Origin of the sequence: Thiorhodococcus fuscus, assembly GCF_042682685.1 — a bacterium.
GTDB lineage: Bacteria > Pseudomonadota > Gammaproteobacteria > Chromatiales > Chromatiaceae > Imhoffiella > Imhoffiella fuscus.
On sequence record NZ_JBHUHX010000038.1, the window covers coordinates 1 to 20,377 of the forward strand.

The following is a 20,377-nucleotide window of genomic DNA, read 5'->3' on the forward strand; positions in this document are numbered from 1 at the left end:
TAGTGTGGGGCTTCCCCATGCGAAAGTAGGTCACCGCCAGGGCCTTATCCCGAAACCCCTTCCTCCTCCGGAGCGAAGGGGTTTCTCCTTTGCGCCCAAGAAATATTTGCTGGTCTCGAAAAACTCGACGTTCCCTCGGTTTTTCGGGGTGCGAGAATTGAGTTTCTCGGCGCTGCAGAATATGCTACGCGATTCTCTTTTTCCCACTGAGGTAAGGCCATGGTCGCCAAGACCCTCTACGACAAACTCTGGGACGAGCATGTCGTCCGTGTCGACGACAATGGCACGGCACTGCTGTACATCGACCGTCAGCTGATCCATGAAGTGACCTCACCGCAGGCCTTCGAAGGTCTGCGGCTGGCCGGTCGCACGCCTTGGCGCACCAGCGCCAACCTGGCGGTTCCGGATCACAACGTCCCCACGACCGATCGCGCCGCCGGTATCGCAGATCCCGTCTCGCGTATCCAGGTCGAGGCGTTGGGCACCAACTGTCTGACCTTCGGCATCACCGAGCTCGGCATGGGCGATAAGCGGCAGGGCGTCGTGCACGTCATTGGTCCCGAGCAGGGCTTCACGCTGCCGGGCAGCACCGTCGTTTGCGGTGATTCGCATACCGCGACCCACGGCGCCTTCGGTGCGCTGGCTTTCGGTATCGGTACCTCCGAGGTCGAGCATGCCTTGGCGACCCAGACCCTGATCCAGCGCAAGTCCAAGTCGATGCTGATCAGCGTCGACGGCGAACTGGGTGCGGGCGTCACCGCAAAGGACATCGTGCTGGCCATCATCGGCAAGATCGGTACTGCGGGTGGTACCGGTTATGTCATCGAATTCGGTGGCGAGGCGATCCGCGCTCTCACCATGGAAGGCCGTATGACCGTCTGCAATATGGCGATCGAGGCGGGTGCGCGTGCCGGTCTGATCGGAGTCGACGACAAGACCGTCGACTACATGCGCGGGCGTCCGTTGGCACCGCAGGGCGAGATGTTCGAGCGTGCCGCCGCTCACTGGCTCACGCTGTCGAGTGACGACGGTGCTCAGTTCGATGCGGTTATCCACATTGATGCCGCCGACATCAAGCCGCAGGTCACCTGGGGAACCTCGCCTGAAATGGTGCTGCCCATCGACGGCAAGGTGCCGAGCCCCGAGGATGCCGACGACGAGGTCAAGGCGAACGGCATTCGTCGCGCGCTCGATTATATGGGCCTGGAGGCTGGTACTCCGCTCACCGAGGTCCGTCCAGACAAGATCTTCATCGGTTCCTGCACCAACTCGCGTATCGAGGATCTGCGTGCCGCAGCCGTGATCGCCAAGGGGCGCAAGGTCGCTGATAGCATCAAGCTGGCGATGGTGGTTCCCGGATCGGGGCTGGTGAAGGAGCAGGCCGAGGCCGAGGGCCTGGACAAGATCTTCGTCGAGGCCGGTTTCGAGTGGCGCGAGCCCGGCTGTTCCATGTGTCTGGCCATGAATGCCGACCGGCTGGAACCGGGCGAGCGCTGCGCTTCGACCTCGAACCGCAACTTCGAGGGACGTCAGGGCCAGGGCGGTCGCACCCATCTGGTCAGTCCGGCTATGGCTGCCGCCGCTGCCGTGACCGGACATTTCGTCGATGTGAGGGAGCTGTGATGGAAGCCTTCAAGAATTTCACCGGCGTCGTCGCTCCGCTCGATCGCGCCAATATCGATACGGATGCCATCATCCCCAAGCAGTTCCTCAAGAGCATCCAGCGGACCGGCTTCGGTCCCTTCCTGTTCGACGAGTGGCGCTATATGGATCATGGCGAGCCGGGTATGGATTGCACCAATCGGCCGCGCAATCCCGAGTTCGTTTTGAACGATCCGCGTTTCGCTCAGGCCCAGATTCTTTTGGCGCGCGAGAACTTCGGTTGCGGCTCTTCGCGCGAACACGCGCCCTGGGCGCTGACCGATTTCGGTTTCCGGGTGATCCTGGCGCCGAGCTTCGCGGACATCTTCTTCAACAACAGCTTCAAGAACGGTCTCCTGCCCATCGTGCTCGATGCCAAGGTGATCGATGCGCTGTTCGCCAAGGCGACCGGTGAGACGCCGCTGTCGATCTCGGTCGATCTGTCCGCGCAGACCCTGACATTGGACGACGGTAGCCTCATTTCCTTCGAGGTGGATGCGGGCAGCAAACATCGTCTGCTCGAAGGGCTCGACGATATCGGCCTAACCCTACAGGAAGTGGATCTCATCCGCGCCTACGAGGAACGCCGCCGGGCCGAGGCGCCTTGGCTGTTTATCTGATTCGCACATCCTGAGTCGGTCGGGGGCGCCTTTGCCGGCGTCTCCGACGGGCTCGCCAAACTGATTTCGAGTTCTTTCCTCCGTCTTGGACCTTGTTCCGGGGAGATGCCCCTTGGCGTGGTGGGGAGGGCTCGACCAATGGGAGATGATCTCTTGAGCAAGAAGATTCTGGTGGTGGCTGGTGATGGTATCGGTCCTGAAATCGTCGCCGAGGCGATCAAGGTCCTGAATGCCCTTCAGGCCGATGGCGCGATCGATGTGACTCTCGAAGAGGCGCTGGTCGGTGGTGCTGCCTATGACGCCGTTGGCAATCCACTGCCGGAGGAAACCCTGACCAAGGCCAAGGCGTCCGATGCCGTGCTGCTCGGTGCGGTTGGCGGGCCCAAGTGGGAGTCGCTGCATATCTCCAAGCGTCCCGAGCGCGGACTGTTGGGACTGCGCGCCGAGCTCGGACTGTTCGCCAATCTGCGTCCGGCCGTCCTCTATCCGCAGCTGGCTGCGGCCTCGACCCTCAAGCCTGAGATCGTTGCCGGCCTCGATATCATGATCGTGCGCGAACTGACCGGCGACATCTATTTCGGTCAGCCGCGCGGTGTCGAGACGCTGCCGTCCGGCGAGCGTCGTGGCATCAACACCATGGTCTACACCGAGTCCGAGGTGGAACGCATCTGCCGCGTCGCCTTCGATATCGCCATGAAGCGCGGCAAGAAGGTCTGCTCGGTCGACAAGGCCAACGTGCTCGAATGCACCGAGATGTGGCGTGAGGTTGCGACCAAGACGGCGGCCGAGTATCCCGAGATTAGCCTCAGCCACATGTATGTCGACAATGCGGCCATGCAGTTGGTGCGCGCACCCAAGCAGTTCGACGTCATGGTGACTGGCAACATTTTCGGCGACATCCTCTCCGACTGTGCCGCCATGCTGACCGGCTCCATCGGCATGCTGCCCTCCGCCTCCCTGAACGAAAAGGGGCAGGGGATGTACGAGCCCATCCACGGCTCGGCGCCGGACATCGCGGGTCGTGGCGTGGCCAATCCGTTGGCGACCATCCTCTCGGTGGGCATGATGTTGCGTTATTCGCTCGACGCCCCCGAGGCGGCGGACCGCATCGATGCCGCCGTGTTCAAGGTGCTCGATCAGGGGCTGCGGACTGCGGATATCATGTCCGAGGGCATGCGTCAGGTGGGGACCGCCGAGATGGGCGACGCGGTCGTCGCGGCCCTTGCTGGCGAATAATCTGTTCGGTTGGATCGTAAATGACGGGGTGAGGTGATGAAGCGAGTCGGTTTCGTCGGTTGGCGTGGCATGGTGGGTTCGGTCCTCATGGACCGGATGCGCGCGGAAGGTGACTTCGCGCGAATCGGCGATCCCGTCTTCTTCACGACCTCTCAGGTCGGACAGCCAGGCCCGGATGTCGGGTCCGGTTCGCGTCCGCTTGAGGATGCCGGATCCTTGGATGCGCTACGCGAGATGGATGTGATCGTTACCTGTCAGGGGGGCGATTACACCAAATCCATGCATCCGCGTTTGAGGGCTGCCGGCTGGGATGGTTACTGGATCGATGCCGCCTCTTCGCTGCGCATGAGTCCCGAGGCCACCATCATCCTCGATCCGGTCAACCGCGACCTGATCGATTCCGCGCTCGATGCCGGGCGGCGCGATTTCGTCGGCGGCAACTGCACCGTGAGTCTCATGCTGATGGCGATCGGTGGACTGTTCCGGGAGGGGCTCGTGGAATGGGTCAGTTCCATGACCTATCAGGCCGCTTCGGGCGCGGGCGCCAAGAACATGCGCGAGCTGTTGTCGCAGATGGGTGTGCTGCGCGATTCGGTCCATGATCTTCTGCAGGATCCGTCCTCCGCGATTCTGGAGATCGATCGCAAGGTGACCGAGACCCTGCGTGGAGCGGACTTCCCGGTCGCGAGCTTTGGCGTGCCTCTGGCGGGTAGCCTGATTCCCTGGATCGACACCCAGCTCGACAACGGCCAGAGCCGCGAGGAATGGAAGGGGCAGGCCGAAACCAACAAAATTCTGGGTCTCGGCGACAACCCCATTCCCATCGACGGTCTGTGCGTGCGCGTCGGATCCATGCGCTGCCACAGTCAGGCGCTGACCATCAAGTTGGCGCGTGATGTCTCGATCGCGGAAATCGAAGCCGTCGTGTCCAGTGCCAACGACTGGGTGAAGTTGGTGCCGAACGATCGGGAGTTCAGTATTCGGGAGCTGTCTCCTGCCGCCGTGACCGGAACTCTTGGCGTTCCGGTCGGCCGTCTGCGCAAGATGAACATGGGCGACCGCTATCTCGCCGCCTTCACCGTCGGCGATCAGCTCCTCTGGGGGGCCGCAGAGCCTTTGCGGCGAATGCTGGCTATCTTGTCGGATGTCTGACGATTCTTCCCTCCCAATTTCCTGGATGTTCTTGGTTAAAGAAGGCTAATCCGATATAGTCTGCCCGTGTTCAGGGTTTCTTGTATCCGGGGCGAAACCGGTGGGCTTCCAGGCTTGGAAATTGGATCGACTTGAACCCTGTCTGTCGGTTGCTTGAGATCGTATCAATCGATTCCAGTCAGACTACTGCTAACGTGATCCGCAGCGAGGAAACCAGGTAATGGTATGGTCCAGGTTTCCCCGTTCTGTTAACAGCTGCTCGCCGTTGCTTGGTGCACGAGGGAGGAGGATGTCTCGCAAGCTCATTCTAGCGTCGGCCATGACCATGGCTCTGGCCGGTACCGATGCCTTCGCCCTTGGGTTGGGGGGACTGAATACACAATCCGCCCTCAACCAGCCATTCCTTGGCGAGATCGAGCTGCAGGATGCCCAGCCCGATGAGATCGATGCCGTCAAGGCGTCGCTTGCGTCGTCTGAGGCATTCGCCAAGGCCGGGGTCGAGCGTTACTACTATCTGACCAAGCTCACCTTCAAGCCGGAGCGCTCGCCGCAGGGTGGGGTGGTGCTGCGCGTCTCCAGCCGCGAGCCCATTCGCGAGCCCTATATGGATTTCCTGGTCGAGGTGACTTGGCCCGCCGGGAAATTGCTGAAGGAATATACCGTGCTGTTGGATCCGCCGGTTCTGGCGAACCGTGGCGCTCCGGCCGTTCGCGGTGCCAGAGCAGGCTCGGCCCGCGCGGGTAATCGTGCGGAGGCTCGGTCGAGCGCGGCGTCTTCGAACTATATTCCAGCCCCAGGCGACGGCTTTCCCATTTATGTCGGTCCGGTCCGATCCGGTGTCGGTCTTTGGCGGATTGCGAACGAAGCGCGTCCATCCGGTGCGACCGTCGCTCAGACGGCGATGGCGCTGTACCGTAACAATCAGCAGGCATTCATTCGCTCCAATATCAATCGCCTGCGAGTCGGTACGACCTTGGTCATTCCAACCGGCGCCGAGCTGTTTGCGCTCGATGCCGCCGAGGCCGAGCGCGAGTATGCCGCCGCCTTGCGAGGCCGTGCGGTCCGTCGCTCGCCGCTCACCGATATTCCTCCTGGTGCGCTCGATTCGCGTCTCAGGGTCGCCGGCGCGACCTCTCCGGGGACGGCGACCGCCCCGGCTTCTATGACCGGAGGGTCTTCGACGGAACCCGGCATTGCAGCGCCCTCTCGGGCAGGCGCCACTCCGCCTGCGGTTCAGCAGGACGTGCTGCTCGCGCTCGAAACCAGCGAGAGCACGCGCCAGGAAACGCTTGAGTTGCGTGAGCGGATCAAGGAGCTCGAAACCCAGCTCTCGGGTATCGAGTCGCTCCTTCAGTTGCGCAACGCCGAGTTGGCGCGTGCCCAGAATCAGCCGGCTCCCGGTGTGCTGGGCGACCAGACGCTTGCCGAGCTTGGCGACGGAGAATTGGCTGCGCTAACCCAGCAGCCGATGGGTACCCCGGAGGGCACTCAAATCGAGCCTCCGCTCGAAGGTGACGAGGCGCAGTCGCCACTGTCGGACGAGGCGTCGTCCGCCGGTGACAGCACCCAGCCGACCGAGGCTGATGCACAGCCCGAAACCTCGGGGCTCCCGCCCACTTCCGATGCGGTGGGAACGGAGGCGCCTGGTTTGATGCCCCTTCCGGTTCCGTCTCCCGCGCCCGAGGATGCCGCGCCGTCCGATCAGACTGCCGAGCAGTCCGACGCGCAAGAGCCTCCGAACCCCGTTCCGACCAAGCCGGTGCCTCCTGTTGCTCCGCCCGTCGAGGCGCCAGCGTCTTCGACCTGGCATTCCTTGCTGCTGCCACTCGCAGGTCTCGCTGCGGTGACGGTGATCGGTATTCTCGTTTTCTCCTGGGTCAGTATTCGGCGCAAGCGTCGGGAGGAGGGCGAGGAAGATCACGAGCACGACAAGGATTTGCTTTTCGCGCCGCTCGACGAAACCACCGAACCTCGCACCATGGCCGCCTCGGAGGCGGACGTTTCGACGGTCGCCTCCCCGAAGGCGCCAGAGGAATCGGCTGCCAGCGGCGAAAGCTCGTCCAGCAGCGGACCGAGGGAAAAGGTAGAGGAGACGGGCGTGACGCTCATGTCTTCTCTAAGCAACTTCGACGCCGAGACCGACGAGGCCGATCCCTTGGCAGAGGCCGATATCTATATCGCCTATGGCCGTCACAGCGAGGCGCAGGACCTTCTGCTCGGCGAGTTGAAGCGCTATCCGGACCGGGCCGATATTAAGTACAAGCTGGCCGAAGCCTATGCCGGGGCCAAGGATCTGCAGGCACTTGGCGAGCTGCTCTCGGAGATCGAGGCAGCCGGAGACGATCAGGTCGATCCGCGTATGTGGAGCCGGTTGCAGGAGGCGCATGCGCGTCTGCGTTCGGCAACCGACAGCCAGGGCGAATCGGGAGGGACGGCGCAAGTACGCGATGCCCTGCAGAGCAGTGGCGGCGATGCCGGGGGTGATTCCATGACCCTGGGTGTCGACGATTCCTTCTCGCTCGACATCAGCGATCTCCAGCAGGCATCGATCGACTCCGCCGATCGTCCCAAGGTCGAGAGCGGCATTGAGCCCGCTACGGCCGACTCCGATTTCGAGGATAACGCCCCCCTGAAGATCAGTGACGATCTATTGGGGGACATCCTGAGCGAGCCGCGCGATGGTTTCGTCCCCGATTCGGAGCAGGACTCCTTTGGGGCGGCTCCGACGGTATCCGTTCCCCCGACCAGCTCGGATCCCGCGCGCGATCCCAGAGAGGATTCCGTTCAGATCGAATCGGAATTGGTCCTGTCGTTGGACGATCGGCGCGTGGAAGTCGTCGAGGACCTGGATTCCATTTTCGATTCAACCGCTGAGGACGAACCGACCCTGGCTCGCAACGAGGCGTCTGGCACGCCTCCCACCGGTCCGCAAAGCGGACAGATGTTGTCCTCGGTCGGATTCGATTCGACCGATTCGGTAGAGCAGGAGAGCACTCCGACCGATCTCTTGTCGTCGCAATGGCAGATGGACTCGGGGATTTGGGACGAGACGGCGACCAAGCTTGATCTGGCGCGTGCCTATATCGAGATGGACGATGCCGAGGCTGCGCGAGAAATTCTCGAAGAGGTCGTCGCCGAGGGGCGTGACGAGCAGCGGAGTGAGGCTCGGGCAATGTTGAGTAAGCTGGGTTAAGTGATCGGTCGGCGGTTTTTCCAAGGTTTCGACCCAGCTCCAGATGTTCGCTCGGCAGGTCGCTCGATCCGCGAGGGCATGGCGTCTTGATCTCGGGTCGGATTGCCATGGGCGTCGAATACGACGGGACGGATTTCCACGGCTGGCAGACGCAGTCTGGGGTCCGTACCGTTCAGGCCACTCTGGAGGCGGCGGTCGGTCGTGTCGCCAATCATCCTGTCACCATTCATTCCGCCGGGCGCACGGATGCGGGCGTGCACGGGCTGGAGCAGATCCTTCATTTCGAGACCTCGGCCGCGCGCTCTGAGCGGTCCTGGGTGCTCGGCACCAATGTGAACCTGCCGCCGGATGTGGCGGTGCGTTGGGCGCATCCGGTTCCAGATGACTTCCACGCGCGTTTCAGTGCGATGGCCCGTCACTATCGCTATCAGATCATGGTGCGTCGGACGCGCTCGGCCTTGCAGCGTTCGAGGGCTGTTTGGGTGCACGAGGCGTTGGATCTCGGGCGCATGCGCGAGGCGGCGTCGGCATTGGTTGGCGAGCATGATTTTTCGAGTTTTCGCGCCGTTTCCTGTCAGGCCAAGAGTCCGGTTCGCCGCATCCATTATCTGGATATCCTGGAGAGGGACGGTCTCATGACCTTGCATGTGGGCGCCAATGGGTTCCTTCACCACATGGTGCGCAATATCGCCGGGGTACTCATCGCCATCGGGCGCCAGGAGGCGTCGGTTGACTGGACCCGCGAGTTGCTCGACCTGCGCGATCGCACCCTGGGTGGCGTGACCGCGCCGCCGCAGGGTCTCTATTTCGTGCGCGCCGACTATCCGGAACGATTCGCGCTTCCCCAGGTCGAGACAACCGATCCCTTGCAGCGCCTGGCCGCCGATTGATGTCCATCCGTTCTTCGCAGATGATCCGAACCCGGGTTAAGATTTGCGGCTTGACTCGCGTCTCGGATGTGGAGGCGGCGGTCGCTGCGGGTGCCGATGCGCTCGGCTTCGTCTTCTATCCGCCGAGTCCGCGCGCGGTGACGCCCGAGCAGGCCGCGCATCTGTGCGCCAATCTGCCGCCGTTCGTCACGGCGGTCGGTCTATTCGTCGATGCCACGCCAGAGGGCGTGCGCGCGACCCTCGACCAGGTGCCGCTCGATCTGCTTCAGTTTCACGGCGACGAGGCTCCCGATTATTGCGCCAGTTTCGGACGGCGCTGGATCAAGGCGCTGCGCATGCGTCCGGGGATCGACCTCATGGCCGAGCGCGCGCGCTATTCCGACGGGGCAGGGCTCCTGCTCGACGCCTATGATCCAGCGCGCGCCGGCGGCACCGGTCAGTGCTTCGATTGGGATCGGATTCCTCCCGAGATTGCGTCTTCGGTCGTCTTGGCCGGCGGACTGGATGCGAACAACGTGGCCGAGGCCGTCGAGCGGGTTCGGCCCTATGGCGTCGATGTCAGCGGTGGTGTCGAGGCCGCCAAGGGCATCAAGGACCAAGACAGAATCAATGCTTTCATGCAAGGGGTGAGAGATGGCGATACACGCCGATAACAGCCATGCGTCGCGCATGGAGCCGGGTCGGAATGCGGCCTACGATATGCCGGATGCCAATGGTCATTTCGGCCCCTACGGCGGGATGTTCGTCGCCGAGACGCTGATGTATCCGCTGGAGGAACTGCTCAAGGCCTACGAGGCCTGCATGGCGGATCCCCAGTTCCAGTCCGAGCTGGATGCCGATCTGCGCGACTATGTGGGCCGTCCCTCGCCGCTCTATCACGCCGAGCGTTGGAGTCGCGAGGTCGGCGGTGCCCAGATCTATCTCAAGCGCGAGGACCTGAATCACACCGGCGCGCACAAGGTCAACAACACCATCGGACAGGCGCTGCTCGCCAAGCGCATGGGCAAAACCCGCATCATCGCCGAGACCGGCGCCGGTCAGCACGGCGTCGCCACCGCGACGGTCGCAGCACGTTTGGGCCTGGAATGCGTCGTCTACATGGGTGAGGTCGATGTCGCACGCCAGGAGGCCAACGTCTACCGCATGCGTTTGCTTGGCGCCCAGGTGGTCGCGGTCAAGTCCGGCTCGCGGACCCTCAAGGACGCTATGAACGAGGCGATGCGCGACTGGGTTACCAATGTCGACAACACCTTCTACATCATCGGCACGGTGGCCGGTCCGCATCCCTATCCCATGCTGGTGCGGGACTTTCAGGCGGTGATCGGGCGCGAGGCGCGCGCGCAGATCCTTGAGCGTACCGAGCGTCTGCCGGACGCCCTGGTCGCCTGCGTGGGCGGCGGCTCCAACGCACTCGGGCTCTTCTATCCTTTTATCGGCGACACTGAGGTGGCCATCTACGGCGTCGAGGCGGCGGGGGACGGGCTTGAGACCGGGCGTCATGCGGCGCCGCTCAATGCCGGTCGTCCCGGCGTGCTGCACGGCAACCGCACCTACCTGATGGAAGACGACGACGGTCAGATCATGGAAACCCATTCGATCTCGGCCGGGCTCGACTATCCAGGCGTGGGTCCCGAGCACTCCTGGCTCAAGGATAGCGGCCGCGCCACCTACGATGCCGTCACCGACGACGAGGCCCTGGCCGCCTTCCATCATCTGACACGGACCGAGGGCATCATCCCGGCGCTCGAGTCCAGTCACGCACTCGCCTACGCACACAAACTCGCGGCGACCATGCGCCCGGATCAGACCATCCTGGTCAATCTGTCCGGCCGCGGTGACAAGGACATGCACACGGTCGCGCGTCACGACGGGTTGGTCCTATGAGCCGTATTGCAGCACGTTTCGAACAGCTTGCCGGTCGGGGGCGCACCGCGCTCATCCCCTTCGTCACTGCCGGCGATCCGAGTCCCGAGGTCACGGTCCCGCTGATGCACGCCATGGTTGCGGCCGGCGCGGATCTGATCGAGTTGGGCGTTCCCTTCTCCGATCCCATGGCCGACGGCCCCGTGATCCAGCGCGCCACCGAGCGCGCACTCGCCCAGGGCATTTCGCTGGGCCAGGTGCTGGAGATGGTCCGTGTGTTTCGCGCCCAGGATCAGGACACGCCGGTCGTTCTCATGGGTTATTTGAATCCGATCGAGGTGATGGGCTATGCCTCCTTCTCCGAGCAGGCCAGCGCAGCCGGCGTAGACGGCGCCCTGATCGTGGATCTGCCGCCCGAGGAGGGGCATGATCTCATTGCCATGATGCGCGACCAGGGGCTGGATCTGGTCAATCTGATCGCCCCGACCTCGACCGAGGCGCGGATCGCCAAGATCGGTCAGGTGGCCTCTGGATTCGTCTATTACGTCTCCATCAAGGGCGTCACGGGCGCAGCCAACCTGGATGTCGGCACCATCGCCGATAAGGTTGGCGAGATTCGCGCTCAGATCCGGCTTCCGGTCGGTGTCGGCTTCGGCATCAAGGATGCCGAGACGGCGGGGCAGGTAGCTCGGGTGGCGGATGCCGTCATCGTCGGCAGCGCTATCGTCGGTCGAATCGAGTCGCTCGCCGAGACCCCCGAGCGGATTCCAGAATCCATCGCCGAATTCCTCGGCGGTTTGCGAGCGGCCATCGACGTCGCCGATGGGAGGGAGCATGGCTCAACTTCCCACTAAGTCGAACAAGGCGAAACCGATCGACCCTGAAGCAGGTGCCACATTGAAGCAGGCGATGGACAAAGGTAAGAGTTGGTTCGAGAAACTCATTCCGAGCCGCATCCGCATCGAGTCCAGCACCAAGCGTGCGGTTCCGGAGGGCGTGTGGGCCAAGTGTCCAGGCTGCAACGCCATTCTCTACCGCGCGGAGCTGGAGCGGAATCTGGAGGTCTGCCCCAAGTGCAGCCATCACAGCCGTCTGACCGCCCGCAAGCGTCTCGAGGCCTTTCTGGATCCCGACTGCCGAGAGGAAATCGGAGCGGATCTGGAGTCGCTGGATCCATTGAAGTTCAAGGATCTGAAGAAGTACAAGGACCGTATCGCCGCAGCTCAGAAGCAGTCCTCCGAGAAGGAGGCGCTGATCGTGATGCGCGGCCGACTGAAGGATGCGCCGATCGTCGCTTCGGCCTTCGAGTTCAACTTCATGGCCGGATCCATGGGCTCGGTGGTCGGCGAGCGTTTCGTGCGTGGCGTCGAGGCCGCCCTGGAGCAGGATTCTCCCTATGTCTGTTTCTCGGCGAGCGGTGGCGCGCGCATGCAGGAGAGCCTCTTCTCGCTGATGCAGATGGCCAAGACCAGCGCCGCTCTGGCCAAGATGCGCGAGCGCTCGCTGCCTTTTATCTCGGTGATGACGGATCCCACCATGGGTGGCGTGTCGGCGAGTCTGGCGATGCTCGGAGATATCAACATCGCTGAGCCCAACGCGCTCATCGGCTTCGCCGGTCCGCGTGTCATCGAACAGACCGTGCACGAGAAGCTGCCCGAGGGTTTTCAGCGCAGCGAGTTCCTGATCGAGAAGGGCGCCCTGGACATGATCATCGATCGTCGTGATCTGCGTGAGCGTATCGCCGATCTGCTCGCCATCCTGAGCCACCGGCCGCGCTATTGCCGGACGGTCGTTCCGGTCTGATTCGCGGGTTCCAATCATGAAGGCTCTTGATCGCCCGGATTCGCTGGAATCCGGGTCTGGTAGCGCGCGTCGTTTCGAGACGCTCGACGCCTGGCTCGACTGGCAGGTCACACTCAATCCGAAACGGATGGAGCTTGGGTTGGAGCGGGTCGGCGAGGTCTGGCGCAGGCTTGGCCACGGCGATCCGCCCTTTCCAGTCATCACGGTGGGCGGAACCAACGGCAAGGGTTCCTGTGTCGCCATGATCGATGCCATCGCCCGTGCGGCGGGCTATCGGTGCGCGAGCTACAGCTCGCCGCATCTGCTGCGCTACAACGAGCGGATCCGTATCGATGGCGATCCCATCGCGGACGCGCCACTGTGCGACAGCTTCGAGCGCATCGACCGGGCCCGTGGCGATGTGCCGCTGACCTATTTCGAGTTCGGTACCCTGGCGGCGATGGACCTGTTCGTCCAGGAGCGGCCCGATCTCGCCGTGTTGGAGGTCGGGCTCGGTGGACGGCTCGATGCGGTCAATCTCTTCGACGCGGATGTCTCCGTGGTCACGACGATTGGGCGCGACCACACCGCCTGGCTCGGGGACACGCTCGACGAGATTGCGATCGAAAAGGCGGGCATCTTCCGGGCCGGGCGACCTGCGGTCATCGGTCAGCGCGATGCCCCGGAGATCCTGCGCGAAGAGGCGATTCGCGTTGGTGCGTTGCCGTTGCAATTGGGGCGCGAGTTCGATCACGCGTCCGCCGAGGCGGGTTGGATCTGGCTGGGTCCGAACGGGCGGCGTTTCGCCTTGCCGCTACCGACGATGCGTGGCGGCTTTCAATTGGATAACGCCTCTGCCGCCATGGTGGCGCTGGATGGCTTGGCCGAGCGTTTGCCGGTTCCGCCAAGCGCCATGCGCACGGGCTTGCAGCGTGCCCGGCTGTCCGGACGTTTCGAGGTTTATCCGGGGCCGGTGACCCGCATCTTCGACGTGGCCCATAACGGTTCCGCCGCCCGCTCGCTCGCCGATAATCTGCGGGCCTTCAAAACGGGTGGGCGCATCAGGGCTGTGCTCGCGGTTCTGGCGGACAAGGACCCGGAGGCGATCGTGGCGCCGCTGTTGCCTCATGTCGATCAATGGTATCTGTCGCAGAGCGATGACGAGCGAGCGCTTTCCGTGGACGCTCTGGCCGAGCGGCTGTCCGGTTTGGTGCCGAATCCGGCGGGGCGTTTCGCCCGTATCGAACAGGCGTTGAATGCCGCCAATAGGGCCTCTGCCGAGGGCGACAGCCTGCTGGTCATGGGATCCTTTACGACGGTCGGACAGGCGCTGCGTTATCCGCGTGGTACCTGTGCCGATTCCTGACGGGCTATACTTTCCTCTCTGCACGAGAGTCGAATCATCGATGTCAACGTGCGGTTGATCGGGCCGCGCAAGACAACCAGGTAGATATCTATGCGAGAAGGGGCCAAAAGACGCTTGGCGGGTGCCGTAGTGATCGTCGCTTTGGCGGTGATTTTCGTGCCCATGCTGTTCGAAGAAGATTCGTTGGCGCCATCATTGGAGCAATCGACCATACCGGATGACCCGGATCTCGGGGATCGCTTTGGCGCCGCGCCGCCCCTGCAGCTTCCTTTAGAGGAGAACGATGGTCTCGCCGGCGATTCGGCGAGCGTCGAGCCGGGTTCGTCGATGGGGGCTGACACAGACGTTCAGCAGCCTGCGAACGCGCCGGGTCAGATCGGTCTTCAGCTGCCTGCGCTGCCCTCTCGGTCTGCTGAGCCGGAGCCAGACCGTCCCGTGCGGCAGGCGGCGCAGAAGCCGGCGGTACCATCCAAGCCGCCGCCTCCGGCCCCGTCGCAGAAGCCGGAGGTCGTGAAACAGAAACCCGTTGCGCCGATCGCTCCGTCCCCACGCGGGCCGAGCGATGGCATGCCCTCTTGGGTGGTTCAGGTGGCGAGCCTCGGCTCGATCGAGAAGGCCAATGGCCTGGCGAGCAAGCTCAAGAATTCCGGCTTCTCGGCCTTCGTCGAGAAGGCCGAGGTGCGCGGCAAGATCTATTACCGCGTGCGCGTGGGGCCCGAGCTGGATCGGGCGAACGCCGAGCGCACGGCCGCCATGCTGCGTCAGCAGCAGAAGCTGGATACCCTGATCCAGCGCTATCCGTCGAACTAATGTCGGCTTGGACATCGGAATGAACTGGGTCGACTACCTCATCATTTCAGTGATCGTTCTGTCCGCTCTGGTCGGGGTGGCGCGTGGTCTGATCCGCGAGATGTTGTCGCTGGGCGTCTGGATCCTGGCGCTGCTCGTCGCCTGGTTCTTCCATCGCGATGTCGCGGATGCGCTGATTCCCTATCTGTCGCAGCCCCCGGTGCGGATCCTCGTGGCGTTCGCCGCTCTGGTCCTGGTCGTGCTATTCGTCGGCGCCATTCTAGGGGCCGTGCTGGTTGCGGTCGTCGACAAGGCCGGGCTCAATGGCCTGGACCGTTTTCTCGGGCTGGGTTTCGGTGCCGCGCGTGGGGCCCTGATCGTCTCCATGGCGATCTTTCTCGCGGCCCTGACTCCCTTGCCCGAGGATCCGGTGTGGACCGGATCCAGTCTGGTCGGCGACTTTCAGGTCTTGGGCGACTGGTTTCTCGGTCTGGTGCCCGAGGATGTTCAGGCGCGATTGAAACAACTCTGAGCAGGAGCTCGGATCCTCTTAGGCCGTTGCGGGGTTGAAGGAATCCTCTTTTCTAGAGTAACCTGATCGGCTTCCAATTATTTGCGTTCGTCTTTCGAGGCGAAGCACGGGCGAGGCCCCCATGTGCGGTATCGTTGGAATCGTCGGCAAGACTCCAGTCAATCAATCACTCTACGACGCGCTCTTGTTGCTTCAGCATCGCGGGCAGGACGCGGCGGGCATCATCACCTGTCAGGGTGACAAGCTTTATCTGCGCAAGGACAAGGGTCTGGCGAGGGATGTGTTCCAAACCCGTCACATGATCCAGCTGCTCGGCAATATCGGCGTCGGTCATGTGCGCTATCCGACCGCCGGCGCCTCTAGTTCGGCGGAAGCTCAGCCCTTCTACGTCAATTCGCCCTACGGCATCGTGCTGGCTCACAACGGCAATCTCACCAACGCCGAGGAGCTCAAACACGACCTGATCGTCGACGATCTGCGTCATCTCAACACCGAGTCAGACTCCGAGATCCTGCTCAACATCTTCGCTCACGAGTTGCAGATCCAGGGCAAGCTGCGTATTGACGAGCAGGACGTCTTCCGCGCGGTTGCCGGCGTGCACCGTCGCTGCCGTGGCGGTTATGCGGCGGTGGCCATGATTCCTGGGTTCGGCGTCTTCGGTTTCCGCGACCCGTTCGGTATCCGTCCGCTGGTCTACGGACGGCGCGAGACCCCCGAGGGCACCGAATACATGATCGCCTCCGAGAGCGTGGCCCTGGACAGCAATGGCTTCGAGGTCATCGCCGACGTGGCCCCGGGCGAGGCCGTGTTCATCACGGTCGACGGCGAGCTCCATAGCCGTCAATGTGCGGCTCAGCCGACCCTCTCGCCCTGTATCTTCGAGTTCGTCTATTTCGCACGGCCCGACTCCATCATCGACAACATCTCGGTGCACAAGGCGCGTTCGCGCATGGGTAAGAAGCTGGCGGCCAAGATCAAGCGCGAATGGTCGAACCACGATATCGATGTCGTCATCCCCATTCCGGACACCAGCCGCACGGCGGCCCTGCAGTTGGCCAACCATCTCGGTATCAGCTATGCCGAGGGCTTCATCAAGAACCGCTATATCGGCCGCACCTTCATCATGCCCGGCCAGAAGGTGCGCAAGAAATCGGTGCATCAGAAGCTCAACGCCATCGATCTGGAGTTCCGCAAGAAGAACGTGCTGCTGGTCGACGATTCCATCGTGCGCGGCACCACCTCGCAGCAGATCATTCAAATGGCGCGGGATGCGGGCGCGCATCGGGTCTATTTCGCCTCGGCGGCTCCGCCGGTGCGCTATCCCAACGTCTATGGAATCGACATGCCGGCTGCCAGCGAACTGATCGCTTCGGGACGCACCGAGGACGAGGTCGCGCGTGAATTGGGCGCAGACGGCCTTATCTTTCAGGATCTGCCGGATCTCATCGATGCCGTCCAGAAGAAGGGCAAGAGTCATGTCGATCGTTTCGACACGGCCGTCTTCGATGGGGTCTATGTGACGGGCGACGTGACTCCGGAGTATCTCCAAGCCTTGGAGGCTCGGCGCAACGATGTTGCCAAGGAGACGCGCCAACCACCCAACGAGAGCGCCATTGACCTCCACAACAACTACTGATCCATCCCAATCGGAGTCCGAGCGGCTCTTCGCCGCTCCCGATGCCGGTTTCGCCACGCGCGCAATTCGCACCGGCCACCAGCGCACCTCAGAGAACGAGCACAGTGAGCCAGTCTTCGCGACCTCCAGCTTCGTCTTCTCCAGTGCTGCCGAGGCGGCTGCGCGCTTCGCGGGCGACGTGCCGGGAAACATCTATTCGCGCTTCACCAACCCGACGGTCCGCGCCTTCGAGGAGCGTCTTGCCGCGTTGGAAGGTGGCGAATCCTGTGTCGCGACTGCGTCCGGGATGGCGGCCATCCTCGCCGTTTGCATGGCGCTGCTCAAGCAGGGCGACCGTATCGTCTCGTCGCGCAGCGTATTCGGCAGCACCACCATGCTGTTCAACAAATACCTGGCGCGCTTCGGCATCGAGACCTGCTTCGTTCCGTTGAGCGATACGGATGCCTGGGAAGCGGCGATCGACGACCGCACGCGGATGCTCTTCTGCGAGACCCCGTCCAATCCGCTCACCGAGATGGGCGACCTGGCGCGTCTGGCCGAGATCGCCCACCGTCATGGCTGTCTGCTGGTGGTCGACAACTGCTTCTGCACCCCCGCGTTGCAGCGTCCGCTCGAACTGGGTGCGGATATCGTCGTCCACTCGGCGACCAAATATCTGGACGGGCAGGGACGTTGTGTCGGCGGGGCGGTCGTCGGGGACCGCAAACGTGTGGGCGAGGAGGTCTTCGGCGTGCTGCGCACCGCCGGACCGACCATGAGTCCATTCAATGCCTGGGTGTTCCTGAAGGGGCTGGAGACGCTGGAGCTGCGCATGCTGGCCCACTCCGAGCGCGCGCTCCGACTCGCCGAGTGGCTGCTGGAGCAGTCCGCCGTGGAACGGGTCTACTATCCCGGGCTCGCCGATCATCCGCAGCATGGACTCGTCGGACCCCAGCAGCGTACCGGCGGCGGTATCGTCTCCTTCGACGTGCGCGGCGGCAAGCAGGCCGCTTGGGATCTGATCGACGCGACGCGACTCATCTCTATTACCGCCAACCTGGGCGACGTCAAGACCACCATCACCCATCCCGCGACCACGACCCACGGACGGCTGAAGCCCGAGGAGCGCGCCGCGTCCGGGATCGGCGACGGGCTCATCCGGATTGCGGTCGGACTGGAGAACGTCGAAGACATCCAGGCCGACTTGGCACCCGGTCTGGTCGGACGCTGACCTCGGCTCGGTCCCAGTTCGTCTGACCCGAGAATCCGCATCCAAGCGACAGATGACCGCGCCAGCCAGTCTCCAGCTCATCTGTCCCGGTCTGCTCGGCCCAGTCCCGGCACTACCGCAACCCATGCCGCCGACGGGCGCGGTCGAGCGTCTGCTGGGGCGCGCCGATTCCCGTCGGGATGACTGGAGCGATCCTTTCTCGGCCCTGTTCGGGGTCTTCGGTCTGTCCTATGCCGATGAACGCGATCTTCCGAGCGCCCCCATCTCTTTGCTGGGTGAGGGCGCTGATGTCGATCCAGACGCCTATTGGCTGCATGCCGACCCCATCCATCTGCGCCCGGATCGCGATCGGCTTCTACTCTTCGCCGGCGAATCGGTTGCGCCGGATCGGGTCGAGGCCGATGCGCTGCTCGCGGCCTTCAATGACCATTTCGCCGACGAGCGTCTGCGGCTGGTCGCGCCCACACCGAACCGCTGGTATCTGCGCATCGAGGTCGAGCCGCCACCGTCGGCGGTGCCGCTCCATCGTATGCTCGGCCAGCCGCTCGAAGCCGTTCGCTCCGCGACTCTCGACGCGCGACGCTGGTCGAGCCTGCTCAACGAGATCCAGATGCTCTTCCATGCCCACCCGGTCAATCGGGTGCGTATGGATTGCGGCTACCCGGCCATCAGCGGACTCTGGGTCTGGGGCGGGGGACGGTTGCCCAAGGGTGTCGACACTGATCTGAGATGCGTCATCGCCGACCATCCGCTTGCGCTCGGTCTGGCGCGTCTGGCCGGTCTCGACAGTATGGCGCTGGCGCGTTCGGCGTTCGAGCTGCCGGTGGAGAAGGGCAGAGCGCTGGTGTTCTGGGATGCCCTCTGGCATGCGCTGGAGGCGCACGATCTCGATGCCTGGGGCGCGGCGCTGGGCGATCTCGACGCCTGGATGGGCCGGATCGAGACCGAATTGCGTCACGGTACCCTATCGGCCCTCGACATCCAGACCGGCGACGGCCAAGCCCTTTCGATCGGTCGCCGCCACCTGCGCCGTTTCTGGCGCAAGGGAGGATTCAGCGCCCGATTGCGGGTCGGCTAGGAATCCGATTGTCGTAGGTGCGAATTCATTCGCGCCTCAAACCGCCATCTCGACCAGCGTCGGCTGCAGCAGACGCAGTGCATCCTGGGTGTCGAGCGAGATGATGTAGCCGCGTTTGCCGCCGTTGATATAGATGCGCGGCAGCGTGGCGATCCCCTGCTCGCAATAGACAGGCATCGCATGTCGGGTGCCGAACGGCGAGGTGCCGCCGACCTGGTAGCCCGAGTGTCGGTCGGCGACCTTGGGATCGCAGGGCGCGATGCGTTTGACCCCGACGGTGCGCGCCAGAGCCTGGGTCGAGACCTGGCGGTCGCCGTGCATCAGCACGATCAGCGGATTGCCCTTTTCGTCCTCCATGATGAGTGTCTTGATGACGAGATGTTCGTCCACCCCCATCTCTTCGGCGAACTGGGCCGTGCCTCCGCCATCGACGTATTTGTAGGGATGTCCCTCGAACGGGACCTTGGCGGCGCGTAGGACACGGATGGCTTGGGTGACGGGTTCTTTGGCGGGTTTCATGTGAATTGGCTATCAGACTCCAGCGGGCGGCTTCCAGCTGGATGCGCTGTGTTATCGAGGTATCCGTTCGCGGCAGCCCTTGGCTGAAAGCGGGTCGCTGAGCGTCGGCTGCAGAACCATGCATTTAGGTCGTTATCATACGCCTTTGGTGGCGACAAGCAGAGGAGGGGGCGTGTTGCGCAAGCTGTTGCGGTGGACTGGATGGTTGGTGGGGCTTTTCCTGGCCCTTTCGGTGCTGTCGGTCGGGACACTGCGTTGGCTGGATCCGCCGACCTCTTCGTTCATGCTGCAGCATTGGCTGGCTGGGCGGATGGGGACGATCGAGGACGCTCGGGTTCGCTATGAATGGGTCGATTGGTCCCGCATTCCGCCTGAAATGGCCCTGGCCGTCATTGCGGCCGAGGATCAGCGCTTTCCTCGGCATCACGGATTCGATCTGGTCGAGATCCGCCGCGCACTGGAGCGTTTCGAGTCGGGCGGCACATTGCGCGGAGCCAGCACCATCAGCCAGCAGACCGCCAAGAATCTCTTCCTTTGGTCCGGTCGCGACTATGTGCGCAAGGGGTTGGAGGCTTGGTTCACCTTCCTCATCGAGACCCTCTGGTCGAAACAGCGCATTCTCGAGGTCTATCTCAACATTGCCCAATTCGGACCGAACACCTTCGGCGTCGGTGCCGCCAGTTGGCAGTATTTCGACCGCCCGGCTCAGGCGATCGGCGCCCAGCAGGCCTCCCTGCTCGCCGCCGTACTGCCCAATCCCGTTCGCTATCGTGTCGACCGGCCGAGCGCCTGGGTCGAGAAGCGCGCCGGTTGGATCCGTCGTCAAATGAACAACCTGGGCGGCCCGCGTTATCTCTCCACGCTTTGACG

General features: G+C 63.3%; 18 protein-coding genes. 17 read left to right on the forward strand and 1 reads right to left on the reverse strand.

The genetic code is table 11. The features are described from left to right. Positions 1-219: 219 nt before the first annotated feature. From leuC to ACFSJC_RS13470, 16 genes are all read left to right on the forward strand, one after another. Positions 220-1,623 carry a 3-isopropylmalate dehydratase large subunit gene (gene leuC, locus ACFSJC_RS13395; RefSeq protein ID WP_386027431.1) on the forward strand — a complete coding sequence of 468 codons (1,404 nt, stop codon included), beginning with the start codon at positions 220-222 and terminating at the stop codon, positions 1,621-1,623. Further along, positions 1,623-2,261 (forward strand): 3-isopropylmalate dehydratase small subunit, encoded by a 639-nt coding sequence (leuD, locus tag ACFSJC_RS13400; RefSeq protein WP_386027432.1) that lies wholly within the window; start codon positions 1,623-1,625, stop codon positions 2,259-2,261. Before leuC ends, leuD begins: the two co-directional genes overlap by 1 nt. Positions 2,262-2,414: 153 nt before the next feature. Next, positions 2,415-3,497 (forward strand): 3-isopropylmalate dehydrogenase, encoded by a 1,083-nt coding sequence (gene leuB / locus ACFSJC_RS13405; protein WP_386027433.1) that lies wholly within the window; start codon positions 2,415-2,417, stop codon positions 3,495-3,497. A 36-nt stretch (positions 3,498-3,533) separates the two neighbouring features. Then, entirely contained in the window at positions 3,534-4,649 is a 1,116-nt protein-coding gene (asd, locus tag ACFSJC_RS13410; RefSeq protein ID WP_386027435.1) for an aspartate-semialdehyde dehydrogenase, read from the forward strand. 289 nt (positions 4,650-4,938) lie between these two features. Continuing rightward, complete coding sequence (locus ACFSJC_RS13415; protein WP_386027436.1) at positions 4,939-7,842, forward strand: FimV/HubP family polar landmark protein; 2,904 nt, start codon at positions 4,939-4,941, stop codon at positions 7,840-7,842. A gap of 107 nt (positions 7,843-7,949) precedes the next feature. Then, entirely contained in the window at positions 7,950-8,732 is a 783-nt protein-coding gene (truA, locus tag ACFSJC_RS13420; protein ID WP_386027438.1) for a tRNA pseudouridine(38-40) synthase TruA, read from the forward strand. A 23-nt stretch (positions 8,733-8,755) separates the two neighbouring features. Continuing rightward, the gene (locus ACFSJC_RS13425; protein ID WP_386027479.1) at positions 8,756-9,385 is read left to right on the forward strand and encodes a phosphoribosylanthranilate isomerase; all 630 of its coding nucleotides are present in this window, start codon (positions 8,756-8,758) and stop codon (positions 9,383-9,385) included. Continuing rightward, complete coding sequence (gene trpB / locus ACFSJC_RS13430) at positions 9,366-10,616, forward strand: tryptophan synthase subunit beta (RefSeq protein WP_386027439.1); 1,251 nt, start codon at positions 9,366-9,368, stop codon at positions 10,614-10,616. The genes ACFSJC_RS13425 and trpB overlap by 20 nt, the downstream gene beginning before the upstream one ends. Continuing rightward, positions 10,613-11,449: a tryptophan synthase subunit alpha gene (gene trpA, locus ACFSJC_RS13435; RefSeq protein ID WP_386027440.1), complete on the forward strand. Its 837-nt coding sequence runs from the start codon at positions 10,613-10,615 to the stop codon at positions 11,447-11,449. Before trpB ends, trpA begins: the two co-directional genes overlap by 4 nt. Positions 11,450-11,504: 55 nt before the next feature. Further along, positions 11,505-12,398 (forward strand): acetyl-CoA carboxylase, carboxyltransferase subunit beta, encoded by an 894-nt coding sequence (gene accD, locus ACFSJC_RS13440; protein WP_386027481.1) that lies wholly within the window; start codon positions 11,505-11,507, stop codon positions 12,396-12,398. A gap of 16 nt (positions 12,399-12,414) precedes the next feature. Further along, on the forward strand, positions 12,415-13,743 hold the full coding sequence (folC, locus tag ACFSJC_RS13445; protein ID WP_386027441.1) for a bifunctional tetrahydrofolate synthase/dihydrofolate synthase: 1,329 nt from the start codon (positions 12,415-12,417) through the stop codon (positions 13,741-13,743). A 162-nt stretch (positions 13,744-13,905) separates the two neighbouring features. Beyond that, positions 13,906-14,553: an SPOR domain-containing protein gene (locus tag ACFSJC_RS13450; protein WP_386027442.1), complete on the forward strand. Its 648-nt coding sequence runs from the start codon at positions 13,906-13,908 to the stop codon at positions 14,551-14,553. Between the two features lie 19 nt (positions 14,554-14,572). Continuing rightward, positions 14,573-15,064 (forward strand): CvpA family protein, encoded by a 492-nt coding sequence (locus ACFSJC_RS13455; protein ID WP_386027443.1) that lies wholly within the window; start codon positions 14,573-14,575, stop codon positions 15,062-15,064. A gap of 121 nt (positions 15,065-15,185) precedes the next feature. Beyond that, positions 15,186-16,700 carry an amidophosphoribosyltransferase gene (purF, locus tag ACFSJC_RS13460; protein ID WP_386027445.1) on the forward strand — a complete coding sequence of 505 codons (1,515 nt, stop codon included), beginning with the start codon at positions 15,186-15,188 and terminating at the stop codon, positions 16,698-16,700. Further along, positions 16,678-17,910, forward strand: a complete 1,233-nt coding sequence (locus tag ACFSJC_RS13465) for an O-succinylhomoserine sulfhydrylase (RefSeq protein WP_386027447.1) — start codon at positions 16,678-16,680, stop codon at positions 17,908-17,910. The genes purF and ACFSJC_RS13465 overlap by 23 nt, the downstream gene beginning before the upstream one ends. A 52-nt stretch (positions 17,911-17,962) precedes the next feature. Beyond that, positions 17,963-18,988 carry a phosphoglycerate mutase gene (locus ACFSJC_RS13470; RefSeq protein WP_386027448.1) on the forward strand — a complete coding sequence of 342 codons (1,026 nt, stop codon included), beginning with the start codon at positions 17,963-17,965 and terminating at the stop codon, positions 18,986-18,988. A gap of 36 nt (positions 18,989-19,024) precedes the next feature. On the opposite strand, the gene ybaK is transcribed toward ACFSJC_RS13470, so the two are convergent. Continuing rightward, positions 19,025-19,507, reverse strand: a complete 483-nt coding sequence (gene ybaK / locus ACFSJC_RS13475; RefSeq protein WP_386027450.1) for a Cys-tRNA(Pro) deacylase — start codon at positions 19,505-19,507, stop codon at positions 19,025-19,027. A gap of 172 nt (positions 19,508-19,679) precedes the next feature. Between ybaK and mtgA the strand changes: the two genes are divergently transcribed. After that, entirely contained in the window at positions 19,680-20,375 is a 696-nt protein-coding gene (mtgA, locus tag ACFSJC_RS13480) for a monofunctional biosynthetic peptidoglycan transglycosylase (RefSeq protein WP_386027452.1), read from the forward strand. The last annotated feature ends 2 nt before the right edge of the window (positions 20,376-20,377 follow it).

Excerpts from the sequence above, each read along its gene's own strand:
- leuC (WP_386027431.1), top strand. The coding sequence starts at position 220 with ATGGTCGCCAAGACCCTCTACGACAAACTCTGGGACGAGCATGTCGTC.
- leuD (WP_386027432.1), top strand. The coding sequence starts at position 1,623 with ATGGAAGCCTTCAAGAATTTCACCGGCGTCGTCGCTCCGCTCGATCGC.
- asd (WP_386027435.1), top strand. The coding sequence starts at position 3,534 with ATGAAGCGAGTCGGTTTCGTCGGTTGGCGTGGCATGGTGGGTTCGGTC.
- ACFSJC_RS13415 (WP_386027436.1), top strand. The coding sequence starts at position 4,939 with ATGTCTCGCAAGCTCATTCTAGCGTCGGCCATGACCATGGCTCTGGCC.
- truA (WP_386027438.1), top strand. The coding sequence starts at position 7,950 with ATGGGCGTCGAATACGACGGGACGGATTTCCACGGCTGGCAGACGCAG.
- trpB (WP_386027439.1), top strand. The coding sequence starts at position 9,366 with ATGGCGATACACGCCGATAACAGCCATGCGTCGCGCATGGAGCCGGGT.
- trpA (WP_386027440.1), top strand. The coding sequence starts at position 10,613 with ATGAGCCGTATTGCAGCACGTTTCGAACAGCTTGCCGGTCGGGGGCGC.
- accD (WP_386027481.1), top strand. The coding sequence starts at position 11,505 with ATGGACAAAGGTAAGAGTTGGTTCGAGAAACTCATTCCGAGCCGCATC.
- folC (WP_386027441.1), top strand. The coding sequence starts at position 12,415 with ATGAAGGCTCTTGATCGCCCGGATTCGCTGGAATCCGGGTCTGGTAGC.
- ACFSJC_RS13450 (WP_386027442.1), top strand. The coding sequence starts at position 13,906 with ATGCTGTTCGAAGAAGATTCGTTGGCGCCATCATTGGAGCAATCGACC.
- ACFSJC_RS13455 (WP_386027443.1), top strand. The coding sequence starts at position 14,573 with ATGAACTGGGTCGACTACCTCATCATTTCAGTGATCGTTCTGTCCGCT.
- purF (WP_386027445.1), top strand. The coding sequence starts at position 15,186 with ATGTGCGGTATCGTTGGAATCGTCGGCAAGACTCCAGTCAATCAATCA.
- ACFSJC_RS13470 (WP_386027448.1), top strand. The coding sequence starts at position 17,963 with ATGACCGCGCCAGCCAGTCTCCAGCTCATCTGTCCCGGTCTGCTCGGC.
- ybaK (WP_386027450.1), bottom strand. The coding sequence starts at position 19,507 with ATGAAACCCGCCAAAGAACCCGTCACCCAAGCCATCCGTGTCCTACGC.